Below are 23,082 nucleotides of genomic sequence, written 5' to 3'. Positions count from 1 at the left end.
AAAGCAACGCCACAAACCCATGGCGATTACAGATATAAAACGAACGACTACAACAAGCGCCGCTGCACCGCCTCATCCAACGTGCTGCGGGTCAGGGCCTGCACCACCTCGTGGGTGTCCTGGCGGAAAGGCACGGCAACGATCAACAGCAACTGCATCCAGGTACGCAGCGACTCGCTCTTGTGCACACGGCCCAGCTCTTTACCGTCCTTGTCCTTGAATACGGTCTCCAGGGTGAAGGTGTTCTTTGCGGTAGAAGGGATAATGAAGAACGTCACCCCGGTGATGATGGCCGACGCCATGCTGAACTGTTCGTTGTTGTACAAGGTGGCCTCAACATAAAGATCCGCCTCGGCCTTATCCGTACTCACCCACGCAAAACGCCCCGACTCACGAAAGCCCTCGGCAACCGTCGCTTCCCCAACCGCTGCCGCAGCCCCCGCAGCCGTATTGGCCGGCCCACCGTTGACCTGATTCATGACCGTGGTGCGCACGAACACCTTCGGTTTCTGTTGCGGCGCATTGGCCGTGGGTGGCCACGCCTGCACGGGAGGCAACTCGTTCTGCGAATACGTCACGCAGCCAGATAACAGAACCGCAGCGAGCACCACGCAGTGCTTGATTGACCCAATCATTTTTGTTCTTCCTTAAGTTGTGGTTGTGCCAACTTCGCCGTGGCGTTATCGAGCAGCGTTGAAACCAGTTCATTCAACTTCTTGCCCCCCACTACCGGCGACCAATACTCCCGCCCGTAAAGCCCCACGTTGTGTTCAAACTTGATCTGCTCCTTGGCGGCAGCCAGTTCTTTACCGTTACGGTCAACGATCGACAGATCACCGGCCATATCGAAACTGTCGACGTAGATGGGCCCGTTTACCCAAATCCAGATCGTCAGGGTCAACAAAGCCCCCGGGATGTAAGCAGGGTGCGGCGCGCGATGGCCCTTGAGCGAGGTCACGTTGAACTTGAGCACCACGTCGTTCTCGCCCAGGCGCACGGGGTATTCGGTGACATCCTTGAAGTAGCCACCGGCCTTGACGTATTGGTTGAGCTGATGGGTGAGTGAACGGCTGATGGCGGTGCGGGTGGCGTCGTCAGTGTCTGGGATGGCGACAGAAACGTCGGCGATTTGTGCGGTACGGGGGCTGCTGACCTTTGCGGAGTGGGGCGGAGCGCTCAATGGACCGGTGACGGTGTAGGAAACGCAGCCGGTCAGGGACAATGCCGTGAGGAGTGCGGCGGTTTTGAAGAGGGTTTGGAGCACGGAATGTCCTTATTGGGTGTTTGATTTGTTGGCGTGAAACTTTTGGGAAAGTGGAATAAGAGGCGCGCCGAGGGGATGCCATACACTCTGTATATGCAGCTTTCATAAACGGAAGGGGCCGATTTTAGAAAAGTGGCCTTAAGTAAGTGCCATTCGGGACAGATTTATTTTTCACCCTTTTTGGTCGATAACTAAAAACCCTCGCCAAACCTAAAATTTAAAAATAAATCTGTTCCCTTTTCTCGTATCGAAGCCAGCGTCAATTGCACCTCCAGAGCTTTTTGCACCAACTTATTCGTGAGAGCTTAAAGTCTTAGCCGCCTGATGCAAAGCAGTCATAAGGTCCTCAAGATTGAAATTCCACTTACCTCCCTCAGCGGGGGGATAAATTTCTATTTCAATTGGTCTTCCTGGCTCATGTGATACCTCAGCCAACTGACTCGAGCCCGCCCAAATCTCGAATACACAATTCTCTCGATCTGGGGGGCTTGTTATTACAGTAGATAAAAGATTCATCGTTTTGGAGGCTCCAACAAACCAATAAATTTCCCATTTGAATCGTAGCGAAGTCCACGGCCATCGGGGGCAATCACATCCATGACCTTCCCAAATCTACCGGTGTCTTTGTAGGTTACAGTGGCCGCCGGATTGCTCAGAATTTCGTCAGCTATTTTTTGCCCTTGAGCGTTGATTTCAGAAGGGCTTCCTTTAACGCTAGGAAACGCACTGCCTTCACGACTACCGTGTTTTTGGAGTGCTCGACCCGCTAATGAAAGTTGTCCTGATTTATCGGCCGGATCAAGCAGTTTTCCTGCATTTGACAAATCATCAATGTTTTTCCCAGCGAACGCACTACCTTTTGCCCCCCCCATCACAAGCCGACCTAATACTGCCGCCAGCCCCGCACCTGTGAGCTCGCCGGCCATAAAATAGCCCCAAGCCTTGACGAACTCGTTAGCCGGTTGAACCCCTTCAAAACCTTGCCCTCGGGCCAGCTCCAGCTGTGCTTGGGCAATTTGGTCGTTAGTGGCACCTTTTTCCAGCATGTCCTTTGCCAGAGTAGTCGCCGCTGATCCGTATTCACTTAAACCTGGTGGCAGATGCTCCAGAAAATTGTATTGCGTCAGGTTTTGCGCAACCCAAGCCCCTTTCTCGATCTTGGCAGCATCCGCATCTTTCTGCCCAGCAGCCGCCAACACACCCACGATCTGCGAACTCATCGTCAGCAACTCTTCGTTGCCGTTAACCAGCGTATTCAGATGAGTAACCAGCGCCTCGTTCGCCCCCGCCGCCAACGCACCGGTTTTAAAATCGCCGCCCGTAGCCTCAGCCAGCAAACCACCCACCATCGCGTGAATCGCAACTTTGGGTGCCGATCCATCGGCAATTACGCCTTGGGTGTAATTGCCCACTAGGTTAAAACTGGCTGCCGCCAACGTATTGAACAGCGCACTTTTTAATGCATCGCTGGCGCTACCGCCCTGCCCGAGCGCCTTGCTCAACAGCATGGATGTGCCGCTTTGCAATGTCTGATTGGCGGCAAATTTACCAACACCGCTCCAAGTGTTCAGTAGACCCGGTGTCGTAACTTTCCCGGTAATTGTGTTTGTTTGAGTCCCCGTCCAATCACCAAAATAAGCAGCGGTCATGCCAGCCGTGACGCCAGCAATCACATACCCCTTCATCGCATCCGAAGAAGTCACGTCCTTGAGTACCGCGCCCAAGTTGCCACGGTTGTTAACGACACTGACCGTAGCGTTGGTCGCTGCTCCTGCAGCCACTGCTCCAGCTCCAGCTGCCACCCCAACGCCCGCCCCTGCGCTGGCAGCTGCACCTGCAGCCAATGGCCCAACCACCGCCGCCATCACAATCGCAATAATGATCTGCGACGCCGGCCCCAACCCCGAGTTGCTGTACTTGAAGCTGTCATGAATCTCCTTGACCTGCCTCCAGTCCACATCCCCACGCGCTTCGGCCTCTTTGATCCAGGCCAATTGCGGATCTGCCTTGACCATCGCATCAATCGATTGGCTGACGGTTTGCTGGTTGACCTGTCTGACGTCGATCTTCAGGCCTTCCACTGCCTTGATCGCGATATTGCCCTCAGCCACCATTTGGGTTTGGCGCAGGGTCTCATCGGTATTTCCTTTACCTTTTGACGATGTCCAGAACGCATCTCCCTTGCTCTTGGTGTGACTCTCGTCATGCAGATCCTTCACCGCCTCAAACTCGACCGCCCCACCGCTGACAATCGCAATATCCCCGCCACTCTCAAGCTTCGCCGCCTGATACTTCTGATCCCCCCCGCTCTCCAGCGTCAAATCACCCCCAGTCTTGATCTCGCTCCCGACATTCTTCACATCGGTTACTTCATCACGCTGAGTCTTTTTGCTGCCCCAACTGCCCTTCTTGCTCATGTCATACAGCGAGTAGTGGCTGTCTTGCGCCGCCAGCATTTGCAGTTCGTTATCCGCATGCACATAGGCTTCATTGCCCGCGCTGATTTTGCTGGCGACCAGGGTCAGGTCGGTGCCGGCGATGGCGATCAGGTCGCCGCCGGCTTTGAGTTCGGCGCTTTGTTGGGTGATGTCGTCCAGTTGGGTGGTGGTTTTGGTGCCGCCTTTTTTGCCTTTGGAGTAGTCGTGTTGTTCGTTGGCGGCAGCAGCCAGGGTCAGATTTTCTCCGGCTTTGACGCTGAGGTCTTTGGCGGCGCTGACGGTGCTGGCGACCACGGCGATGTCGCGGCGGGCGTCGATGGCGAGGTTGCCGCCCACGTCCACGGCGGAGGTGTGTTGCAGGATGGTTTGCTCGGTGCCGCTGATGCGACGGCGTTGGTAGGCGTAGTCGTCCTGTTCGGTCTGGCTGGCGATCAGTACGTCACGCCCGGCGGTCACGCTGGCGTTGCCACCGGCCTTGAGGTTGCTGCCGAGGTTGAGCACATCGCGGCCCGCGTTCAGCTTGAGCGTGTCGGTGGCTTCGAAGCGTGAGGCTTCGCTGACCACGTCGTTGCGCAGTTGGTAGCCCTGGCCGTCCTGTTTGAAGGTGGTGACGGTGCGCTCGTTGATGATGTCGCCGGTCACGGCGGTGGCGCTGATGTCGCGGCCATTGACGATGCCGCCACGGGTGTTGCGGATCGAGTCGGTGGCGAGCATTTCCAGGCGGTTGCCGGCTTGCATCAGGCCGCTGTTGTCGATGTTGCCGGCGACCATGTTCAGGTTGTTGGTGGCGCGCAGGGTGCCGCTGTTGCGCAGGTCGCCACCGGTGATCAGGCTGACGTCCTGGCCCTGGATCAGCGCGCCGTTGGGCGCCAGGCGGTTGTCGGCCTGGGCCAGGTAGAGCACGGGCGTCAGGACTTTCTGGCCGTTGACCTCGGTTTCTTCCATCCACACGATGTCGTGGGTCAGGGCCGCGACTTGTTCGGCGGTGAGGGATACGCCCAGTTGCAGGTTGAGCGAGTCCTTGTAAGAGATGGCGTTGTCCATCAGGTAGCGGAACAACGCGTCGTCGCTGGCGAGGCCGTTGATGTAGCGTTGGCCGGTGCGGGCCACCACGGCTTCGCGGATCAGGCGTTGCTCGTACAGGCCGTCGCCCAGGCGCTTCCAGCTGGCGTCGGGGTTGTAGCCCAGTTTGCCCAGCAGGTAGTCGGAGCTCATGAACTGCTTGAGGTCGGTGAGCGCCGGGTTGGTTTCGATCAGGTATTTGTGGCTGTTATCCACCGGGGTGATTTCCGGCAGGCCTTGTACGCGGGTGACCGATTGGGTGCTGCTGTCCAAGGCCCGCGGGCCCTGGCCGTTGACCGCACCACTGGTGGGCTGGCCGTCGAGGTTGAAACCGCGTTCTTGCACGGCGGTGTAGTCGAGGGTTTTCTCGCGGTCGGCGGCGGTGATGACACGCCCGTTGACGTTGAAGTCTCCGGTGGCAGTGTCCGCTTTGCCCGCTGCACCGCCCTTCGCTGCCTGGCCGCTGAGGCGGAATAGGCCGTTCTCACCCGTTGGCAGACTGAAGCCAGGCAAGGTCACCGGGTTGACCTGGCGTTGGGCCAGGTCTGGCGGTAGCTGCGCGGTAATGGCCGGTTTTACCGTGGAAGCAAATACATCCGAGTTAGTGTTGCGGTTGGCCACCGGGGTGTCGATGTCGGTAGCGTTCGGGCGGATGACGCTGTTGTTGATTTCTTTGGTTGCGTTAACGGTGACCGATCCGGCTGCCTGGATGACCGCTTGGGCGATCACGCTGCCAGAGGTGGGGACGGTGTAGTCGATAGGTGAAGTAAAGAAGGTGTCCGAGAACCTCGTCTTCTCAACGAACTGGTCGAACGTGTACTCACCCGGCTTATAGTCACTTGAGTTGGGATCGTTGCTACGGTTGAACTGCTCGACTTCGCTCATCAGCAACGCGTAAGCCGACCGGTTGCGCGTGTAGTAGGCGTAACCGAAATTACGCTGCTCACCACCGGCAGCGCCGATGTTGTTCAGCACGTCGGTGTTGATCAGGATATTTTTCGATGCCGATACCGAGCTGTAGAGGTTATCGAAGGTCTGGCTGCCCACCGTCAGGTCGCCACCGGCATTGATGAATGCGGAGGCGGAGCTGCCTTTGATCACGTCCTCATAGGTTTCGACGCCGCTGAACTTCAGCTCGCAGCCTTTGCCTTTGCAATAGTCGTTGCCGTACACACTGATGCTGGCGGAAACCAGGCTTTTTTCGGTGGTGAACTGTTCACGACGATTGCTCAGCGTATCCGCCAACAAGCGCATATTGCCGTCGCTTTCCAGCGTACCGGAGACGTTTTCGATCAGCGCACTGCGCCCGTTGGCATCATCGCGGGCGATGTCGAGGCCGCCCAGGCTATAGACGTCACCAAAGCGGTTGCTGAACTCGTTGACCCGCAGGGTCATGTCTTCGCCACTGAACAGCAGGCCTTTTTCGTTGAGCACATGCGTGGCGTTAAGGCGAACGTTCTTGGAGCCACCCAGGGTGCCGTAGTTGTTCAAGGTAGCGGCGTTGACCGTCAGATCACCTACTGATGTCAGGCGACCACGGTTGTTGAGGACGTTGCTGCTCGTGATTTGGGTGACGGCACCACCGGCAATACGAGCGCTCTCGCTCAGGTCCATGTTGGCGGCGGCGAGGGTCATGTCGCCCAGGCTGCTGACGCGGCCGTTGCCGCTGTAGCCACCGGTGAGGGTCAGCTTGAGGGTGCCGTCACTGGCCAGCAGGCCGTCGTTGGTCCAGGTGTCGCCGATGCCGGTCAGGCTTTGTGCCCCAAGCAATTGGCCGCTGGCAGTCTGGGTGAATTGGCCGATATCGAGGTTCAGGCGCCCGGCCTGAATCACACTGCTGTTGGTCCAGCTTGCGGCCTTGATGTCCAGTTGGCCATTGGTGACGAAGCTGCCGCCTGCACGGGTGACTTGATCGGACGTCAGGTCAAATTTACCGCCGCCAGTGTGGACGATACGCCCGCCGTTGTTATCCAGGCTGGCCGCTTGCAGGTTGAGGGTTTCGTTGGCGCTTTCCAGCGCGCCGAAGCGGTTATCGAACAGGCCCGTGGTGCGAATATCGGTGGTGCCAACCCGGCCCATGGCGCGCAGGTTGCCGCTGACGTTGTCGATGGTCTGCGCGACGAGGCTCAGGGTGTCGTCGCTTTCGATCAGGCCATAGCGGTTGCTCAGGGTGCCCGTGAGGCCGAAGTCGATGGTGCGTGCGCCGACCTTGCCGCCGTTGTTGGCCGCAGTGCCCTGGTTATCGAAGTTGTTGGCGGTGACTTTGAGCAAGGTGTCGGCATACACGCCGCCGCCCTGGTTATTCAGGGTAGTGGTGATGATCTGGCTGTCACCGCCAAGGGCCGACAGGTGCCCCAGTTGGTTGAGCAGGCCGCCTTTGGCTTGGATGTCCAACGACTGCGCCTGGGTGATGCCGCTGCCGTTGTTGAACAGCCCTGTGACCAGTTTGATCCAGCCTTTGCTGCTGTTGAGGATGCCACCTGCGGTATTGGCGACGCTGGCCGTTTCCAGGTCCAGATTGCCGCTGAGGCTGTCGACGCGACCGCCTTGGTTGTTCAGGGCGCCACTGAGGCGCAGGCGGTTATCGGCCTGGCTTTGCAGCGTGCCTTGGTAGTTAGTGAGGGTGCGGGCGGTAATGTCGAGCTTGCCCTTCTGGCTGAAGATCAGGCCGTCTAGCTGGTTGTGAACGTCACCGGCCAACAGCTTGATCACCAGGTCTTTCTGGCTGGCAAGCGTGCCTTTGGCGCTGTTATCCAGGTCGCCATTGGCGAGGGTCAGGTCAAGGCGGTCCTGGCTGACCAGTTGGCCCCCTCGGTTGTCCAGGCTGGCGGCGCTCAGCAACAGTGCTGCGCCACTGGCCAGGCGCGCGTTGTTGGCGTTGATCAGCGCGCCGCTGAGGGTGCCGTCCAAGGTGCCTTGGCTGATCAGTTGACCCGCGCTGTTGTCCAGACTCCCACCGATAAAGGTGATGTTGGCCGCGTTGATCCGGCCACCACGGTTGAGGATCTGATTCTGGGCGTTATTGAAACCCAGGTGTTGAGCCGCGGAAATCAGACCGTTGTTGCTGTTATCCAGGCGACCGGCAACGTTGAGGTCGACGTCAGCCTGGCCGGAGATGATCCCCTGATCATTGTTCAGGCTGCCCGCGATGAGGGTTTGTTTCCCCTGGCTGACCAGGGCGCCGGCTGCGTGGTTATCCAATACGCCGCTGAGGTCGGTGTGCAGGGTGCCGCTCTTGCTCGACAACGTGCCCTCGGCGCTGTTGTCGAGGCTCTTGCCGACCACCGTCAGACCGTTCCAGCCGGAGATCAGACCCTTGTTGGCGTTGACCACTGCATCCGCTTCAAGGCGCAGTTGATCGGCACTGAGGATGACCCCGCGATCGCCGTTGTCGATGCGCTTGGCGGCTACGGTGAACGCCGTCTGGCTGGAGATTTCGCCTTGTTCGCGGTTGGTCAGGTTAGCCAGGCGCGCGAAGGTCAGCGGGCCTTTGGCGCTGATCAAACCGGCGCTGTTATCGAGGTTGCCGCCTTGCAAATCGAGGCTCACAGCGCGCTCGCCGATCAGGCGGCCCTGGCGCTGGATCAGCTGTTGAACGATGAGTTTCAAATCGCCCTTGGCCGAGATTTCCCCTTCCAGGCTTGAGTCGACGGTATGCCCGGTCAGGGTCAGGCCTGCCTGGCTGTTGATCAACCCGGCGGTGTTATCGAGGTTGGCAGTGGTCAGGTTCAGCGACTGTTGACTGCCGATCACACCTGCACGGTTATTCACATTGGCGGCAGTGACTGTCTGGCTACCGTCGCTGACGATGCGCCCGCCCTGGTGATTGTCCAGCGCGCCGGTGTTGAGCGTCTGGAGCGTGCCGGCCGAGAGGCTGCCCTTGTCGCTGTTGTTCAATGAGCCTGAGGTGGTAGTCAAAACCGTAGCGGCGGTGATCTGCCCGTGGTTATGGTTATCCAGCACGCCGGTAACCTTCAGGTCCAGCGCACCACGGCTGGCGAGCGCTCCACCGGCCTGGTTGTCCAGGCTATCTGCATCCACCTGCAAGAGGTTCTTCGCGGACAACACACCTTCAACGCTGTTATCCAGCGCCTTGGCGATACGTACCTGCAGGCTGTCGCCACTGATGACTTTGCCGCCACGGTTATTCAGCGCATCGGCCACCAGCAGGAATGACTGGGTGCTGGAAATTTCACCGCCCTGACTGTTGTCGACGTTGCCCAGGTTGTTCAGCAGCAACTGGCCCGGTGTCGCGATCAGGCCGTGGTCGCGGTTGATCAGTTGCCCATGCTGCAAGTCCAATTCGATGTGGGTGTTGCTGACCAGCTCACCACGGTCATGCTGGTCCAGCCCGGTCAGGTTTGCCTTGACCGTGGACTTGGCGAAAATCGACCCTTGTTGGCTGTTGTCCAGCTGGCCTGCGTTGAGGGTTATACCGGCGTCACTGCTGATGCTGCCGCGCTGGCTGTTATTCAGGCTGGCACTGCGCACGTCAACGTGCTGTTTGGCGCTGATTACACCGCCCTGGCTGTTGTTAAGCGCAGCGCTGGCCAGCGTGGCTGTGCCATCGGCGAGTAATTTGCCTGCCTGGTTGTTCAGCTGGCCCTGAGTAGTGATCGCCAGCGCCTTGGCCGCAGAAAGAATGCCGCCCTGGCTGTTGTCCAGCGTGCCGGCATTGACCGTCAACCCGCCCTCGCTGAGCAGCGTGCCCTGCCCTTGGTTGAGCAAGTCGCCGGTCAGGGTGATATGCAGGCCTTTTTGGCTGGTGACACGGCCACCCTGGCTGTTGTCCAGGTGAGCGCCGCTCAACACGAGGCTGTCACGCCCCGCTAGCAAGCCTTTGCTCTGGTTGAGCAGGCGTTGCACCGTGAGGGTCAGGCCGCTGTCGCCGATGACCTTGCCGGTGGTGTTGTTCAGTTGTTCGGCGACCACCAGCACCTTGGCCTGGCTGGATATCTCGCCTTGCTGGTTGAGGATGCTCTGGCTGCGCAGGTCCACACCGTTGGTGGCCGCGATAAGGCCGCCATTGCGGTTGTCCAGCGAGGTGCCGCTCAGCGTCAGTGCCCCGTCGCTGACGAGTTCGCCTGTGTGTTGATTGAGCACACCGACCGTTGCCTGCAAGTCGCCCTTGGCGCTGATGCGACCGGCGCCGTTTTCAAGCTGGTTGGCGTTGAGGGTCAACGCACCATCGCTGCTCAACTTGCCGCCGTTGCGGTTGTTCAACTGGTTCAGTTGCAGGTGCGCTGTGGCCTTGGTGCTGATCACCCCCGCTTGGCTGTTATCCAGATCGCCGCCGGTGAGGGTCAGCGCGTCGTCGGCAATCACCAGGCCGCCTTGGTTGATCAGGTTGTCGCCATGCAGCGCCATGGTGGTTTTGCTGGACAGCAACCCACCTTGGCTGTTGTTCAACTGCCCAGCGGATATTTGCTGAGCGCCTTGGCTGATGAGGTTGCCTTCATTGCGATTGTCCAGCAGCCCGGTGACCGTCAGATTCATCATGCCTTGGCTGGCAACGGAACCTTTATCGCGGTTATCCAGGCTGGCTGCCTGTACGGTCAGCAAGCTGACGGCGGAAAAAATCCCCAGGCGGTTATCGATGGCCCCGCTGGCGGTCACGTTGAGGTTGCCGCCCAGCAACTTGCCAGAACGGTTATCCAGGTTCGTGGCAATCACGGTGGTCTGGTTGGCGGAGATTTCCCCCGCCTGGTTACTCAGTTGGCCGGCGGTTATATGGGCTTGCGCCTGGCTGGCGACCAGGCCGTTATCGTTTGTCAGTTGGCCGGCGTTGAGCACCAGGTTCTTGAGACCGATCACGCGTCCGCTCTGGTTATCCAGCGCAGCGGTCACCGTGACGTCGGTGCTGTTTTCACTGTGCAGCAAACCCTGGGTGCGGTTATCCAGGCTGGTGGCCGTGACCTTGAGCGAGTCGGTACCCAATACGCGACCGCCGCGGTTGTCGAGTTGACCGGCGTTAATCACGGCGCTGGTGCCGCTCAATGTGCCGCCTTGATTGTTCAAGGTCTGGCTGGCGGTAGCCGTGAGGGTTCGGCTGGCAACTACGCTGCCGCTATTGCTCAACTTCGCGGCTGAAAGGCTGACATCGCCGCTGGCGTTGCGGCTTTCATCAGCGTTGACACCGGCTTCGATGATGCCGCTGTTGACCAGCGCCCCACCGCTGGTCAGGGTAATGCTGTCGCGGGCAGCCAGGCTTTTCTGGTTGCTCAGGCCTGCCGAGGTTTGCACATCGACTCGCGTGCCGGCATACACCGCGCCAGCAGCGTCCAGCTGCCCGGCCTTGATCACCACCGCTTCGCTGGCTTTGGCATTGGCCAAGCTCAGACGTCCATTGGCATCGAGCTGAATATCGCCGCCACTGGCCATTAACGTACCGTCGAGCTTCACGCCCACACCGGCCTCGGTGCCCACCAGTTTGATCGCGCCGGCATACATGCCGCCCAACGCCGTGGAGTCAATCGCCAGTTCTGGCTTGGCGCTGCCGTCATCGGCCCGTGCGGTTGCACTCAAGGTCTGCGCATTAACATCATTGCGCCCAGCAACCACGCTCAAGTTGCGCGCATTGATCTGCGCATTGATCTTGGCCGAGCGGGTGATGATTTCGAAGCGGTCGACGTTGCTGGCGTTCAAGCCCTGGCCGTCGATGGTTACGGCGCCGCCATCGACTTGGTAACGGTCCAGGCGGCCGTTATCGAGGATGGGTTTGCCGGTGGTCAGGGTGACGTTGGGGGTGTTGATGAAGCCGCAGCCGCTGCAGGTGATGCCGTAGGGGTTAGCGACGATGACCTTGGCGGACTGGCCCGCCACTTCGGTGTAGCCGCGCAGTTGGCTGGGGCTGCCGCCGTTGACTTCGTTGAGGATGATATTGGCGGCGCGGCCTTGCAGGTTCGGGTTGCCAAGGATGATGCCGCCCAGTTGCGTGGACTGGGTACGGCCGGTGGCATTGTTGAGGATCACCCCGTTGGCGCCGACGTTGTAGTCCTTGAACTGGTTGTGGGACAGGCCACTGCCATTGGGGGCGGCAATGTTCACCACCGGCACGCCATTGCCGGCTTGGCCGACCGTGGTGCCGGGCGCGCTGACCACGATGCCTTCGGCCTGGGCCAGCAGCGGCTGCCAGAACAGTGCGTTGGCCAGGATCAGCGCCAGGCCACGTTTGGGCAGGCCGAGGAACGCGTCACGGCTTTTCAGGGCAGCAGAAGGCTGGCGAACCAGGAAGGCAAATTGGCGAACATCCATTTCAAATTCTCGTTGCAACTGGGCGTTGAATTACAGGAAAAAATCCATGCGCAAGTAGATCGGTGCTTCGCGCTCAAGCAGCGCGGCCGGTCGTTCCAGCGAGTGGGCAAAGGTCACGCTGGTGCTCACGTGTTGGCCACGGGCGAACAGCTCAAAGGAATTGCTTGAGACGCGGCCGTGCACTTCGCCGTTGTAGCGACCATTGCGGATCACGCCCTGGTCGTAGCCCACGCTGGCACCGTATTCACCGAACACCGGACGCAGCCAACCGAGCGTCACCGGCCGGCTCCAGCGCAAGTCATTGCGCCAGTAACCGCCGCTGTCGCCGGTCAGTTGCTGATCCTTGTAGCCGCGTATAGACGCCGAGCCGCCGAGGCTCATGCGCTGGGGGCTGAACAGCACGTCTTCGCTGCGTTGGCCGGTGGCCAGGCTGGTGAAACTGAACGACTCGCCCCACAGCGTGAACGGTTGCAGGTAGCTGATGGTGGCGGTGTATTTGCGGTAGCGCGCATCCGGTACGCCAGGCCGAGGGTTGTGGTTGCCCTGGGCGTCGAAGGCGCCGGTGCCGTTTTGCATGCCCACATCCACGTTGACGAACGCGCTGGCGATGCGACGACCGTGGTTGATGCCCAGCTGCAGTTCACTGATGCGATTACTGCTTTCTTTGAGGCGGCTGCTTTCGATGTAGTTGTTGGTGCGCAGGTGGGACACGCCGACATTGAGCGAGGTTTTGCTCAGGGCATCACGGTGAATCACCCGCTCAGCGCGCAACTGATGGTTTTCACTGTCACCGGTTTGCTTGAAGTCGAAACCGTCGCCCTGGACGACCGAGCGGTAATCGCTCTGGTTGTAGCTGTAGCTGAAGTTCCACCAGCCCCAGGGCACGTTGTAGTAGAGCATCGCGTTCTTTGAGGTTTTCTGATGGTCGCTGACCGCGTCATGGCCGCCACGCAGAATCAGCTGATCGGCCAGGCCCAGCGGGCTGTCCCATTCAAAGCCGGTGCCCCACTGCTGTTCGCCGGTGCTTTTCTGGCCATCGTTGTTGCGCGACAGGCTGGCGCGCCAAGGCGTCTGCGGGTTGTTTTTGACCAACACCGAGCTGCCGCCCACGGCCTCTCCCGGAGTGAGCTCCATTTGGGCTTGATTGGACGGCAAACGATTGAGCTGGTCGACGGCCTGCTCGATTTCCCGCAGGTTCAATATCTCGCCGCTTTTGCCGGGGAAGGCCATGGCCAGCTCGCGGTCCGACAACTTGCTGCTGTCGGCGCCCTTCAGGCCTTCGAGCTTGCCTTCCACCACCAGCACTTGCAGATGCTCCTTGGACATATCTTGCTGGGGCAAGTAAGCGCGGCTGGTGACCAGGCCTTTGTCGATGTAGAAGTCGGTAAGGTCTTTGAGCAGGGCGTTGAGCTGGGAAACGCCCAGGCATTGATCGGTGTACGGTTTGAGCAGATGCTCGCGCTCAGCGGCAGGCAGGTGCTCGGCACCTTGCAGTTCAATGGTCTGGATCGGGAAGCAACGGCTGTCCACCGGGGCTGCCGGCGCTTCGGGCCTGGCCTCTTTGCCGGGCAGCTCTTTGAGCTGTTCCAGGCGTCGCTGCTGATCTTCCAACAGGCGGTTTTGCCGCTCGCGGATCAGGTCCTGATCGCCCGGCAGGGTGGCAGCCAACACGCCTGGGGAAGTGAGGCAGGCGAGCAGGAAGATGCTCAGTGAATACCGAGTCCGTGGCAGTAAGGGCGACATGTTCGATCCATCGAATTGCGAAGGCCGGCAAACTAACATCACCCACCTAGCTAGCCAATAATCTGGCTCAAATTTAGGAAATTTCCTAGAAAAGCTATAACCAATTGAAAAACAATGAATATATTCAGATAACAAAGAATATCGTTTGAAATTTATGTTCGGTTTCCGACCAGCGGTATGGGCTTTGATACACATCGAGCGCGCATACAAACGACCGGACTCTTCGGTCAGCACCGATCCGGGATATGAATACATGAATTTGAAGGCGTGTTTTGATGACGACAGGCATCTGAGCAGCGATGACTCAGCGTCGACCTGGAAGGGCCAAATGACAGGCAAAAAAAAACCCGGAAATCCTCACTTGCGTGGGCCTTCCGGATTTTCTAAACCGCCAAAAATGGTGGGTCGTGTGGGATTCGAACCTACGACCAATTGGTTAAAAGCCAACTGCTCTACCAACTGAGCTAACGACCCGCTGTGTGGTGGCGCGTATAATACTGATTTCTAAGGATTATTCAACACCTTATTTTAAATAAATCAGAAAAAACGCATTTGAACTGTAATTCGGTGGGTAGAACGCCTATCGCAGCCGCCTGATCAGCGGCCAGGCTCGTCGTTCCACAGGTACTTATGCAGTTGCAATTGCAGGCGTACCGGCAGGTTGTCGGCCACTACCCAGTCCGCCAGGTCGCGGGCGTTCAGGTCGTGATGGCTGGGTGAGAACAGCACCTCGCCCGCCCGACGCTCCAGGCCGTATTGGATCAGCTTGGAAGTCGCCCAGTCATAGTCGTCGCGGGAACAGATGACAAACTTGACCTGATCGTTGGCCGTCAGCAAGTCCATGTTCTCGTAGCGGTTGCGGTGGGCTTCCTTGGAGCCTGGGGTCTTGAGGTCGACCACTCGGCTGACGCGCGGGTCGACCGCAGAGATGTCCAGGGCGCCACTGGTTTCCAGAGAGACCTCGTAGCCGGCGTCACACAGCTGCTTAAGCAAGGGGATGGCATTGGGTTGCGCCAGTGGCTCGCCGCCCGTCACGCAGACGTAGCGCGGCCGGTAACCGGCAACCTGTTCCAGGATGTCGTCGAGGGTACGCACGGTGCCGCCGCTGAAGGCGTAGGCACTGTCACAGTATTGGCAACGCAACGGGCAGCCGGTGAGCCGTACAAATACGGTGGGCAGGCCAGCGGTGCGCGTTTCACCCTGTAACGAGTAAAAGACTTCGGTAATACGTAATGTGTCTTGCATAGTCGCCACGGGCGTAACAGCTAAACAGGCTGTCCGCCTCCGTCAGGCACTTCAAGGGATTGCGCCAACGCGTCAACCCCAGGAAGCGTGTTTCATAAAAGGGCGTGGATTCTAACGAAAAAACCCGCGACAAGCGCGGGTTTCTTCTAAACGGGCTGCATTGCTTACAAGCGTTGCAGGTCCCGCTGGGCCAACTGCGCCGCGGAGGTGCCCGGGTACTGGGCAACCACCTGCTGCAGAATGCCTTTGACCTTGTCGGTGTGACCCAGGCGGCGTTCTACGTCAGCGAGTTTGTACAGCGAATCCGGCACCTTGGCGTGCTTGGGGTACAGCTGGCTGACCTTGGCAAAAGCCTGGCCCGCCCCCTGCAGATCACCCTTTGCCAAGTTGACCTCACCCAACCAGTACTGGGCATTGCCCGCGTACTGGCTGTTGGGGTATTTGCGCAGGAAAGCGGTAAAGGCCTGGCTGGCCTTATCGAAATCCTTGGCCTTGATCAGGTCGAAGGCTGCATCGTAATACAGTTTTTCCTTCGCTGGATCGCCAGGCTCGCTGCTGGCGGCAGGAGCTGCAGCGGCGGCCCCCGCTGCTGCGCCACCGGCAGCGGCACTGGGTGCGCCACCGGCAGAAGAATTATCAGGAGTAGCGGCAGGTGCAACACCGGCTCCAATACGACGATCAAGATCCTGGTAACGCTCCAGGCCTTCTTGCTTCAGCTGGTTCACTTGGTTCTGCAGAACTTCAATGGCGCCTTGTTGCTGGGCCAATTGATCCTGCATGCGTTGCAGCTGGTTGAACAGTTCGCCCTGTGCCGAGGGAGCGGACGTAGCCGCTCCCCCCGCATAGGCGCCGTTCGTGCCATAACCCGCTGGCGGATAACTGCTCCCGCTATTGTTATAGCCTGAGTTGCTATCCGTTACAGGAACCGCAGCCCACACCGCAAGCGGTGCGAAGCTGAGAGCCAATACAGTCAGAGCACGACGGCACGTTCGCATGACGAATTACTTACGCAGTTCGACGCGACGGTTCTGAGCCCACGACTGTTCGTCGTTGCCAGTCGCAACTGGACGCTCTTTACCGTAGGAAACCAGTTCCAGTTGGCCTGGAGCAACACCTTGCAGTACCAGGTAGCGCTGAACGGCTTTCGCACGACGCTCGCCCAGAGCCATGTTGTACTCACGAGTACCACGGGCGTCAGTGTTACCTTCCAGAACAACGCGAGCGCCGTTAGCTTTCAGGTCCTTGGCGTGAACGTCCAGAGCGCGCATGGCTTCTGGCTTCAGGTCCGAACTGTCGTATTCGAAGTAGAAAGTGGTGATAGCGCGCAGAGCAGCTTCTTCGCTCAGGGAGCCGTCGACCGCACCAGTGTTGGCGCCGTAACCAGCGTTTGGATCAACAGCTGCGCCTTCACCGGCATTGTCGCCGCCTTTAGAGGAGCAACCAACGGCTACGGACAGAGCCAGAGCCAGAGCAGCAAACTTACCAAACTTCAGCATTTCCATCGTGAAACTCCTAATGAACCCCAGTGTGTTAAGTACTTCTTTTTGTAGCGCCGCGTCAGTTCAGGTAAGGGGACCAGGATGGTTCTCTGACTTCGCCTTGTGCGGTAGGAAGTGGGAGCCTTACGCGTCCATTGATGGACACGAGCATCAAGACTCCCCGGCCCTGCTGGCGGGTGGCGTAGATTACCATGGTGCCGTTGGGCGCAACAGTGGCTGACTCATCAAGGTTGGTATCTGTAAGGATTTTTACCGTTCCACGCTGCAAATCCTGGGCCGCAACCCGGAAATTAGTGAAACCATCCTGACGGTGAATCATCACCAACGTCTTTTCATCGGCCGAAAGCTTGGGGTTGGCGTTGTAGTTACCAATAAAGGTCACACGTTCTGCGCCGCCGCCGTTCACATTTGCCTTGTAGACCTGAGGCTTGCCGCCACGGTCAGAGGTGAAGTAGATGGTCGAGCCATCCTTACCCCAGAACGGTTCGGTGTTGATGCCCGGGCCGCTGGTCACACGCGAGAGCTGACGCGAGGCCATGTTCATCACGTAGATATCCGGGTTGCCGTCCTTGGACAGCACGAAAGCCAGGCGCGAACCATCCGGCGACCAGGCTGGCGCACCGTTGAGGCCTTCGAAGTTGGTGATCTGCTCGCGACGCCCCGTATCAATGTGCTGAACAAAGATACGCGGGCGGCGCTGTTCGAACGATACGTAGGCAATACGCTTGCCGTCCGGCGCGAAGCGCGGCGACAGGATTGGCTCACGGGACTGCAGCAAGGTCACTGCACGAGCACCGTCGTAGTCCGAGCGCTGCAGGGTGTAGCGCGTGTTGTCTACCGAGAAACGCTCAGCGGTGACATACAACAGGCGCGTCGAGAACGCTCCTTTGATACCGGTGAGTTTTTCAAACGACTGGTCCGAGATGTAGTGAGCCATGTCGCGCAGTTGTTCGGCGGTACCCGATACGCTGCCGGTCAATACCTGCTGCTCGGTGGCCACGTTGAACAACGCGTACTGGATCTGCAGGCGACCGCCGGCCGGGGTGATGCTGCCGACCATCAGGTACTGGGCTCCGACGGCCTTCCAGTCACGGAAGATGACTTCGCTGGCCTGGGTTGGCTGGCTGATCATGTTGCCTTTCGGAATCGGCGCGTAGTAACCGGAGTTACGCAGGTCGTCACTGACGATCTGGGCCATGTCGTCCGGCAGCACGCTGCCGCCCTGCCAACCGAACGGCACGACTGCAATCGGGGTGGCCCGATCACTGCCACTGGTTACCAGGATGTTCTTTTCATCCGCCGTCGCTATCCCTGCCATACAGCAAATAACGACAAGCATTCCTCGAAGAAGGTTTCTCACAAGGCTAGATCCTCAGGTGTGAATGTCATCTTGAATGAACGATAGGGAGCGAAGTCACTTGGTTTCATTCCCTGCATCTCGGTCAACCGGCCAATATTCTTGACCGCGGCAACCGCCGAACTGTCGAACGAACCGTCACCACTGGACTTGGCCACGCTGACCGAAGTCACCGTACCGTCCGGCAACATGCCGATCTGCAGCACTACTGTCATGCCTTTACGTGCCGAAGGTGGACGTGTCCAGCCTTCCGCTGCCCGCGCCCGAATCAGGTCGTCGAAACTGCCCGCGACTTCATCGCCACGCTCATCGGCCAAGGCTTGCTGACGCTGCGGCGTGTCGGAAAGCAAATCTGCCAGGGCCTGGGCCTTTTTCTCTTCGGCGGATTTGCGTGCTGCTTCCTGGGCCTTTTTCTTGGAGGCGTCGGCGGCAGCTTTCTTCTTCGCTTCGTCGGCGACTTTCTTCTTCGCCTCGTCTGCTTCAGCTTTTTTCTTGGCGTCTTCGGCGGCTTTCTTCTTCGCGTCTTCGACTATCTTTTTCTTGGCTTCTTCAGCGGCCTTTTTCTTGGCCTCTTCTTCGGCAGCCTTCTTGGCTTCTTCTTCAGATTTCTTCTTGGCTATATCAGCCAATTGTTTCTCTTCGGCCTTTTTCGCTTCGGCAGCTTTCTCGGCTTTCTTGGCTTCATCAGCCTTTTTCGCCTCGTCGGCCTTCTTGGCTTCGTCAGCCTTTTTCGATTCCTCGGCCTTTTGAGCCGCCTCTTCTTTCTTTTGTTCCGCAGCAGCCTTCACCGCTTCCTGCTCGACCTTCTTCTGTTCCATCTGCTCGACTTCAGTCTGGCGCGCAGCCGACTTCTGGGCCTCACCCGCAATCTTCTGATTGGTCTGGGTGGTGGCCTGGCTTTTCGATTTCAGCTGATACAGGGTCGCCTGCACGATCGGCTTGGCTGGCGGCAGGTCCGGGGTCATGGCAAAGCTGACGAACAGCATGCCGAACACCAGGACGTGCAGGGCAATTGCCCACACGCCAGGCCAGAAGTAGCTTTCCGAGGCGGACGGCTCTCGCTGTTGCTGCATCAGGGCGCCTCGGTAATCAAGCCAACGTTACCGACGCCGGCCTTCTGCAGCCCGCCCATGGCACCCATGACGGAGCCGTAGTCGACCGATTTGTCACCCCGGATAAACACCTGGGTGTGCTTGCCACCTTCGTTGCCGGAGCGAATGATCTTGGTCACCGCATCGGTCATGGCCGGCAAGGTCAGGGCCTTGTCCTGCTGCTTTTGCGTGTCGACTTCACTGCCAAGGTTCCAGTAATAGGTCTTGTCAGCCTTGATCGAAATGGTCAGGACCTGAGTGTTGTTGTCCTGCGGCAAGGCTTCACTGGAAACCTTGGGCAGATCAACCTTCACGCCCTGGTTGAGCATCGGCGCGGTCACCATGAAGATCACCAGCAGCACCAGCATCACGTCGATGTAGGGCACTACGTTCATCTCGGCGACCGGCTTGCGCTTTTTGCGAGCTCGAGCGATTAAAGCCATTGGGAATTACCTGCTTATTCTTCGCTGGTGTGCACTTTACGGTGCAGGATCGCCTGGAATTCGTCGGCGAAGGTGTAGTAACGGCCGATCAAGGTTTCGCTGGTTGCGGCGAAACGGTTGTAGGCGATTACTGCGGGGATAGCGGCGAACAGGCCGATCGCGGTGGCGATCAGGGCTTCGGCAATACCCGGGGCCACGGTGGCCAGTGTGGCTTGCTGCGCCTGGGCCAGGCCGCGGAAGGAGTTCATGATGCCCCATACGGTACCGAACAGGCCGATGTACGGGCTGACGGAACCCACGGTGGCGAGGAACGGCAGGCCCTGCTCAAGTTTCTCTTCTTCGCGGGAGATGGCCACGCGCATGGCACGGGCCACGCCTTCCATCACCGCTTCTGGATCGACGCCAGGCTGCTGGCGCAGACGGGAGAATTCCTTGAAGCCGGCACGGAAGATCTGCTCGACGCCTGAGTCCGGGTCCGGGTTGCTGCCGGCCTGGCGGTACAGCTTGGACAGGTCGATACCCGACCAGAAGCGCTCTTCAAAGCTCTCCAGGGCACGTCGACCGGCGCGCAGCATGTTGCCGCGCTGAAAAATCATGACCCAAGAGGTAACCGATGCGGCTACCAGGGTCAGCATGACCAGTTGAACCACGACACTGGCATTGCTGACCAGGCTCCACATGGAGGAATGGTCGACGACGGTAGGTTCCACGCTAAATCTCCTGCTTTGATTGTTGACCCGCGCCGCTCACGGCGGCAAAGGCCGCGCGTAGAGTTTCGGGAATGGCCCGAGGTTTCAAGCTGTTGGTGCGCACACACGCCACCAGGAACTGCCCCTCACAGAGCAGCGTTGCATCCGTGGCCCGCCTGACCTGCTGTTTGAAACGCAGGCTGGCACGGTTCAATTCGATGACTTCAGCGCTGACCAGCAATTCATCGTCCAGTCGCGCCGGCGCGTGATACCGCGCCTCGCTGGAGTGCACGACGAATAACAGGTCCTCGCCTACAAGCTCGGACTGGGCAAAACCCAACTCCCGCAGCCGCTCGGTTCGAGCCCGTTCCATGAATTTCAGGTAATTGACGTAATAAACGATGCCGCCGGCATCGGTGTCCTCGTAATAAACGCGACAGCGATGTGCGAACGACTGATCCCCGTTTTGCGCGCGCATACTCTAGTGCTTACTCCTCAGGTTGCCAATTGGCTGGGCAACTGTTTTTTCATTCCTGAACGCTTTCAAATGACGACGCCAGACACTGGGACAGCACAAAGCTCGGATAAATCACCCCACATGGCAAATACCCTGTAGGAGCGAGCTTGCTCGCGAAGCACCTGAGCACGCCGCGTATAGCCAGACATACCGCGTTATCGTTGGCGTTTTTCGCGAGCAAGCTCGCTCCTACAATTTTTAATCGTCTACTGCATCGAGGAATTCGTCTACCACGGGCATCTCTCCCAATCGTGACGGAATGTTTAGCCCGAAATGCAAATAGGCATGGCGCGTCACCACCCTGCCCCGCGGGGTACGCATGATGTAGCCCTGCTGGATCAGGTACGGTTCCAGTACATCCTCAATGGTATGGCGCTCTTCACTGATGGCTGCGGCCAGGCTGTCCACGCCGACCGGGCCACCGTCGAATTTCTCGATCATGGTCAAAAGCAGGCGTCGATCCTGGTGATCAAAGCCATGTTCATCCACATCCAGCAGGTTCAAGGCCAGGTCCGCCACGGCCTTGGTGATGTGGCCCTTGGCACGCACTTCGGCAAAGTCACGCACGCGGCGCAGCAAACGGTTGGCGATACGTGGAGTACCGCGGGCGCGTCGAGCGATTTCAAAGGCGCCTTCCGGGTCCAGGGGCAAACCAAGGATACTCGCCGACCGGCTGACAATGGTCGCCAGATCTGCGGTGCTATAGAACTCCAGACGTTGAACAATGCCGAAACGGTCTCGCAGCGGATTGGTCAGCATGCCCGCGCGGGTGGTCGCCCCGACCAGGGTGAACGGTGGCAGGTCGAGCTTGATCGAACGGGCCGCCGGGCCTTCGCCGATCATGATGTCGAGCTGGAAGTCCTCCATCGCCGGATACAGCACTTCCTCGACGATCGGCGACAACCGATGGATCTCGTCGATAAACAGCACATCGTGGGGTTCAAGATTGGTCAGCAGCGCCGCCAGGTCGCCAGGACGCTCCAGCACCGGGCCGGAGGTGGACTTGATCGACACGCCCATTTCCTGGGCGATGATATTGGCCAGGGTGGTCTTGCCCAACCCCGGCGGGCCGAAGATCAAGGTGTGGTCCAGGGACTCACTGCGCCCGCGCGCAGCCTGGATGAACAGCTCCATCTGCTCGCGCACGGTAGGCTGGCCGATGTACTCGGCCAGGCTCAGGGGGCGGATGGCCCGGTCCTGGACTTCTTCACGGTCACGCGGGCCGGTGGCCGCGATCAGACGATCAGCTTCAATCACTTAAATCATTCCCTTCAGGGCTCGGCGGATCATGTCTTCGCTGCTCAGGTTCTTGTCCTTGATGGCCGATACCGCCTTGCTCGCCTCCTGGGGCTTGTAGCCCAGGGAGATCAGCGCACTGACTGCATCGCTTTCGGCGCTGGCGACCTGGCCTGCCGGCATATCCGGCTGGTTCGGTACCAGGGCGAACATGCTCGGCACCACCTCCCAGGCCTTGAAGCGATCCTTGAGCTCCACCAACAGGCGCTCGGCGGTTTTCTTGCCCACGCCCGGCACCTTGGTCAGGGCCGAAGTGTCCTGGGCGGAAACGGCACGTACCAGCTCGTCCACTTCCAGGCTCGACATCAATGCCAGGGCCAGTTTTGGCCCCACGCCATTGAGGCGAATCAGCTCGCGGAAGAAATCGCGGTCACGCTTGCCGATGAAACCATAGAGCAGTTGCGCGTCTTCGCGCACTACTAAATGAGTGTGCAAGGTTATCGGCTCGCCGACCGACGGCAGGCGATACAAGGTGGTCATGGGCACTTCCAGCTCATAACCCAACCCATTCACATCCAGAATCAGGTGCGGCGGCTGTTTCTCAGCCAAGGTGCCGCGCAAGCGTCCAATCACGGTTCAGATCCTTAAAGCTTGGGGGTCAGATCGGAGCCTGACCGCAAAAATAACGATTGCGCTGATGCTATCAGAGACGCAGGCGCCCGCCACGACTACGTGCTGTGCCCAAGCCGTGAGGCAGCAGGCTGGAGCGGGTATGTGCATGACAAATGGCGATGGCCAGGGCATCCGAGGCATCGATCTGCGGCTTTGAAGTGAGCTTGAGCATGTGCATGACCATCATCTGCACTTGCTCTTTATTGGCGCCACCGGTGCCGACCACGGCCTGCTTGACCTGGGTCGCGGTGTATTCAGCGATCTCCATGCCCTCCTCGGCACCCGCCACGATGGCAGCGCCACGAGCCTGGCCGAGCTTCAACGCCGAGTCGGCATTCTTGGCCATGAACACTTTTTCGATGCCCATGGTGACCGGGCCGTAGGTCTGGATGACTTCACGCACGCCGCGATAAACGATCTGCAGCCGCTCGGCCAATTCCCCTGCGCCAGTGCGGATGCAGCCCGAGGCGACGTACACACAGCCGCGTGGGGTCTGCTGCACCACGCCAAAACCGGTGATGCGCGAACCGGGGTCGATACCTAGGATTAAAGTCATAACGCCTGCGGGTTTA

Annotated in this window: 15 protein-coding genes and 1 tRNA gene; all 16 read right to left on the bottom strand. The window is 59.1% G+C overall.

What is annotated here, in order from left to right:
* Nucleotides 1-47: 47 nt before the first annotated feature.
* The 16 genes from BUE92_RS07980 to ruvC all read right to left on the bottom strand — a co-directional run bounded on the left by BUE92_RS07980 (nucleotide 48) and on the right by ruvC (nucleotide 23,066).
* A complete protein-coding gene (locus BUE92_RS07980) occupies nucleotides 48-635 on the bottom strand; it encodes a hypothetical protein (protein WP_073522946.1) in 588 nt (195 codons plus the stop codon).
* Nucleotides 632-1,264 (bottom strand): hypothetical protein, encoded by a 633-nt coding sequence (locus BUE92_RS07975; protein WP_073522945.1) that lies wholly within the window; start codon nucleotides 1,262-1,264, stop codon nucleotides 632-634. The genes BUE92_RS07980 and BUE92_RS07975 overlap by 4 nt, the downstream gene beginning before the upstream one ends.
* A gap of 512 nt (nucleotides 1,265-1,776) precedes the next feature.
* A complete protein-coding gene (locus BUE92_RS29185) occupies nucleotides 1,777-12,018 on the bottom strand; it encodes a two-partner secretion domain-containing protein (RefSeq protein WP_305887673.1) in 10,242 nt (3,413 codons plus the stop codon).
* A gap of 30 nt (nucleotides 12,019-12,048) precedes the next feature.
* On the bottom strand, nucleotides 12,049-13,761 hold the full coding sequence (locus BUE92_RS07960) for a ShlB/FhaC/HecB family hemolysin secretion/activation protein (RefSeq protein WP_073522943.1): 1,713 nt from the start codon (nucleotides 13,759-13,761) through the stop codon (nucleotides 12,049-12,051).
* Between the two features lie 398 nt (nucleotides 13,762-14,159).
* Nucleotides 14,160-14,235: transfer RNA gene (locus tag BUE92_RS07955), tRNA-Lys, on the bottom strand.
* Between the two features lie 123 nt (nucleotides 14,236-14,358).
* Nucleotides 14,359-15,006, bottom strand: a complete 648-nt coding sequence (gene queE / locus BUE92_RS07950; protein ID WP_073522942.1) for a 7-carboxy-7-deazaguanine synthase QueE — start codon at nucleotides 15,004-15,006, stop codon at nucleotides 14,359-14,361.
* A 164-nt stretch (nucleotides 15,007-15,170) separates the two neighbouring features.
* Nucleotides 15,171-16,001, bottom strand: a complete 831-nt coding sequence (gene ybgF, locus BUE92_RS07945) for a tol-pal system protein YbgF (RefSeq protein ID WP_057013720.1) — start codon at nucleotides 15,999-16,001, stop codon at nucleotides 15,171-15,173.
* A 6-nt stretch (nucleotides 16,002-16,007) separates the two neighbouring features.
* On the bottom strand, nucleotides 16,008-16,508 hold the full coding sequence (gene pal / locus BUE92_RS07940; RefSeq protein WP_003193861.1) for a peptidoglycan-associated lipoprotein Pal: 501 nt from the start codon (nucleotides 16,506-16,508) through the stop codon (nucleotides 16,008-16,010).
* A 55-nt stretch (nucleotides 16,509-16,563) separates the two neighbouring features.
* The gene (gene tolB, locus BUE92_RS07935; RefSeq protein WP_178380694.1) at nucleotides 16,564-17,844 is read right to left on the bottom strand and encodes a Tol-Pal system beta propeller repeat protein TolB; all 1,281 of its coding nucleotides are present in this window, start codon (nucleotides 17,842-17,844) and stop codon (nucleotides 16,564-16,566) included.
* A 17-nt stretch (nucleotides 17,845-17,861) separates the two neighbouring features.
* On the bottom strand, nucleotides 17,862-18,935 hold the full coding sequence (tolA, locus tag BUE92_RS07930) for a cell envelope integrity protein TolA (RefSeq protein ID WP_003193863.1): 1,074 nt from the start codon (nucleotides 18,933-18,935) through the stop codon (nucleotides 17,862-17,864).
* Complete coding sequence (gene tolR / locus BUE92_RS07925) at nucleotides 18,935-19,387, bottom strand: protein TolR (protein ID WP_161793227.1); 453 nt, start codon at nucleotides 19,385-19,387, stop codon at nucleotides 18,935-18,937. Before tolR ends, tolA begins: the two co-directional genes overlap by 1 nt.
* Nucleotides 19,388-19,410: 23 nt before the next feature.
* Nucleotides 19,411-20,106 (bottom strand): protein TolQ, encoded by a 696-nt coding sequence (gene tolQ / locus BUE92_RS07920; RefSeq protein WP_073522939.1) that lies wholly within the window; start codon nucleotides 20,104-20,106, stop codon nucleotides 19,411-19,413.
* A gap of 1 nt (nucleotide 20,107) precedes the next feature.
* Nucleotides 20,108-20,563 carry a tol-pal system-associated acyl-CoA thioesterase gene (gene ybgC, locus BUE92_RS07915; RefSeq protein WP_003193866.1) on the bottom strand — a complete coding sequence of 152 codons (456 nt, stop codon included), beginning with the start codon at nucleotides 20,561-20,563 and terminating at the stop codon, nucleotides 20,108-20,110.
* Nucleotides 20,564-20,800: 237 nt separating this feature from the next.
* Nucleotides 20,801-21,859, bottom strand: a complete 1,059-nt coding sequence (ruvB, locus tag BUE92_RS07910; RefSeq protein WP_003193867.1) for a Holliday junction branch migration DNA helicase RuvB — start codon at nucleotides 21,857-21,859, stop codon at nucleotides 20,801-20,803.
* Nucleotides 21,860-22,471 carry a Holliday junction branch migration protein RuvA gene (ruvA, locus tag BUE92_RS07905; RefSeq protein WP_003175802.1) on the bottom strand — a complete coding sequence of 204 codons (612 nt, stop codon included), beginning with the start codon at nucleotides 22,469-22,471 and terminating at the stop codon, nucleotides 21,860-21,862. It lies immediately after the preceding gene.
* Between the two features lie 70 nt (nucleotides 22,472-22,541).
* The gene (gene ruvC / locus BUE92_RS07900) at nucleotides 22,542-23,066 is read right to left on the bottom strand and encodes a crossover junction endodeoxyribonuclease RuvC (RefSeq protein WP_003193869.1); all 525 of its coding nucleotides are present in this window, start codon (nucleotides 23,064-23,066) and stop codon (nucleotides 22,542-22,544) included.
* Nucleotides 23,067-23,082 lie beyond the last annotated feature (16 nt).

Origin of the sequence: Pseudomonas fluorescens, from assembly GCF_001902145.1 — a bacterium.
Lineage (GTDB): Bacteria > Pseudomonadota > Gammaproteobacteria > Pseudomonadales > Pseudomonadaceae > Aquipseudomonas > Aquipseudomonas fluorescens_BV.
This window is presented reverse-complemented; position numbering and strand designations above follow the sequence as displayed.

What these genes read in the sequence shown, in the direction of transcription:
- pal (WP_003193861.1), bottom strand. Translation starts at nt 16,508, where the DNA reads ATGGAAATGCTGAAGTTTGGTAAGTTTGCTGCTCTGGCTCTGGCTCTG.
- queE (WP_073522942.1), bottom strand. Translation starts at nt 15,006, where the DNA reads ATGCAAGACACATTACGTATTACCGAAGTCTTTTACTCGTTACAGGGT.
- tolB (WP_178380694.1), bottom strand. Translation starts at nt 17,844, where the DNA reads ATGCTTGTCGTTATTTGCTGTATGGCAGGGATAGCGACGGCGGATGAA.
- ybgC (WP_003193866.1), bottom strand. Translation starts at nt 20,563, where the DNA reads ATGCGCGCGCAAAACGGGGATCAGTCGTTCGCACATCGCTGTCGCGTT.
- tolA (WP_003193863.1), bottom strand. Translation starts at nt 18,935, where the DNA reads ATGCAGCAACAGCGAGAGCCGTCCGCCTCGGAAAGCTACTTCTGGCCT.
- ybgF (WP_057013720.1), bottom strand. Translation starts at nt 16,001, where the DNA reads ATGCGAACGTGCCGTCGTGCTCTGACTGTATTGGCTCTCAGCTTCGCA.
- ruvC (WP_003193869.1), bottom strand. Translation starts at nt 23,066, where the DNA reads ATGACTTTAATCCTAGGTATCGACCCCGGTTCGCGCATCACCGGTTTT.
- BUE92_RS07980 (WP_073522946.1), bottom strand. Translation starts at nt 635, where the DNA reads ATGATTGGGTCAATCAAGCACTGCGTGGTGCTCGCTGCGGTTCTGTTA.
- BUE92_RS07960 (WP_073522943.1), bottom strand. Translation starts at nt 13,761, where the DNA reads ATGTCGCCCTTACTGCCACGGACTCGGTATTCACTGAGCATCTTCCTG.
- BUE92_RS29185 (WP_305887673.1), bottom strand. Translation starts at nt 12,018, where the DNA reads ATGGATGTTCGCCAATTTGCCTTCCTGGTTCGCCAGCCTTCTGCTGCC.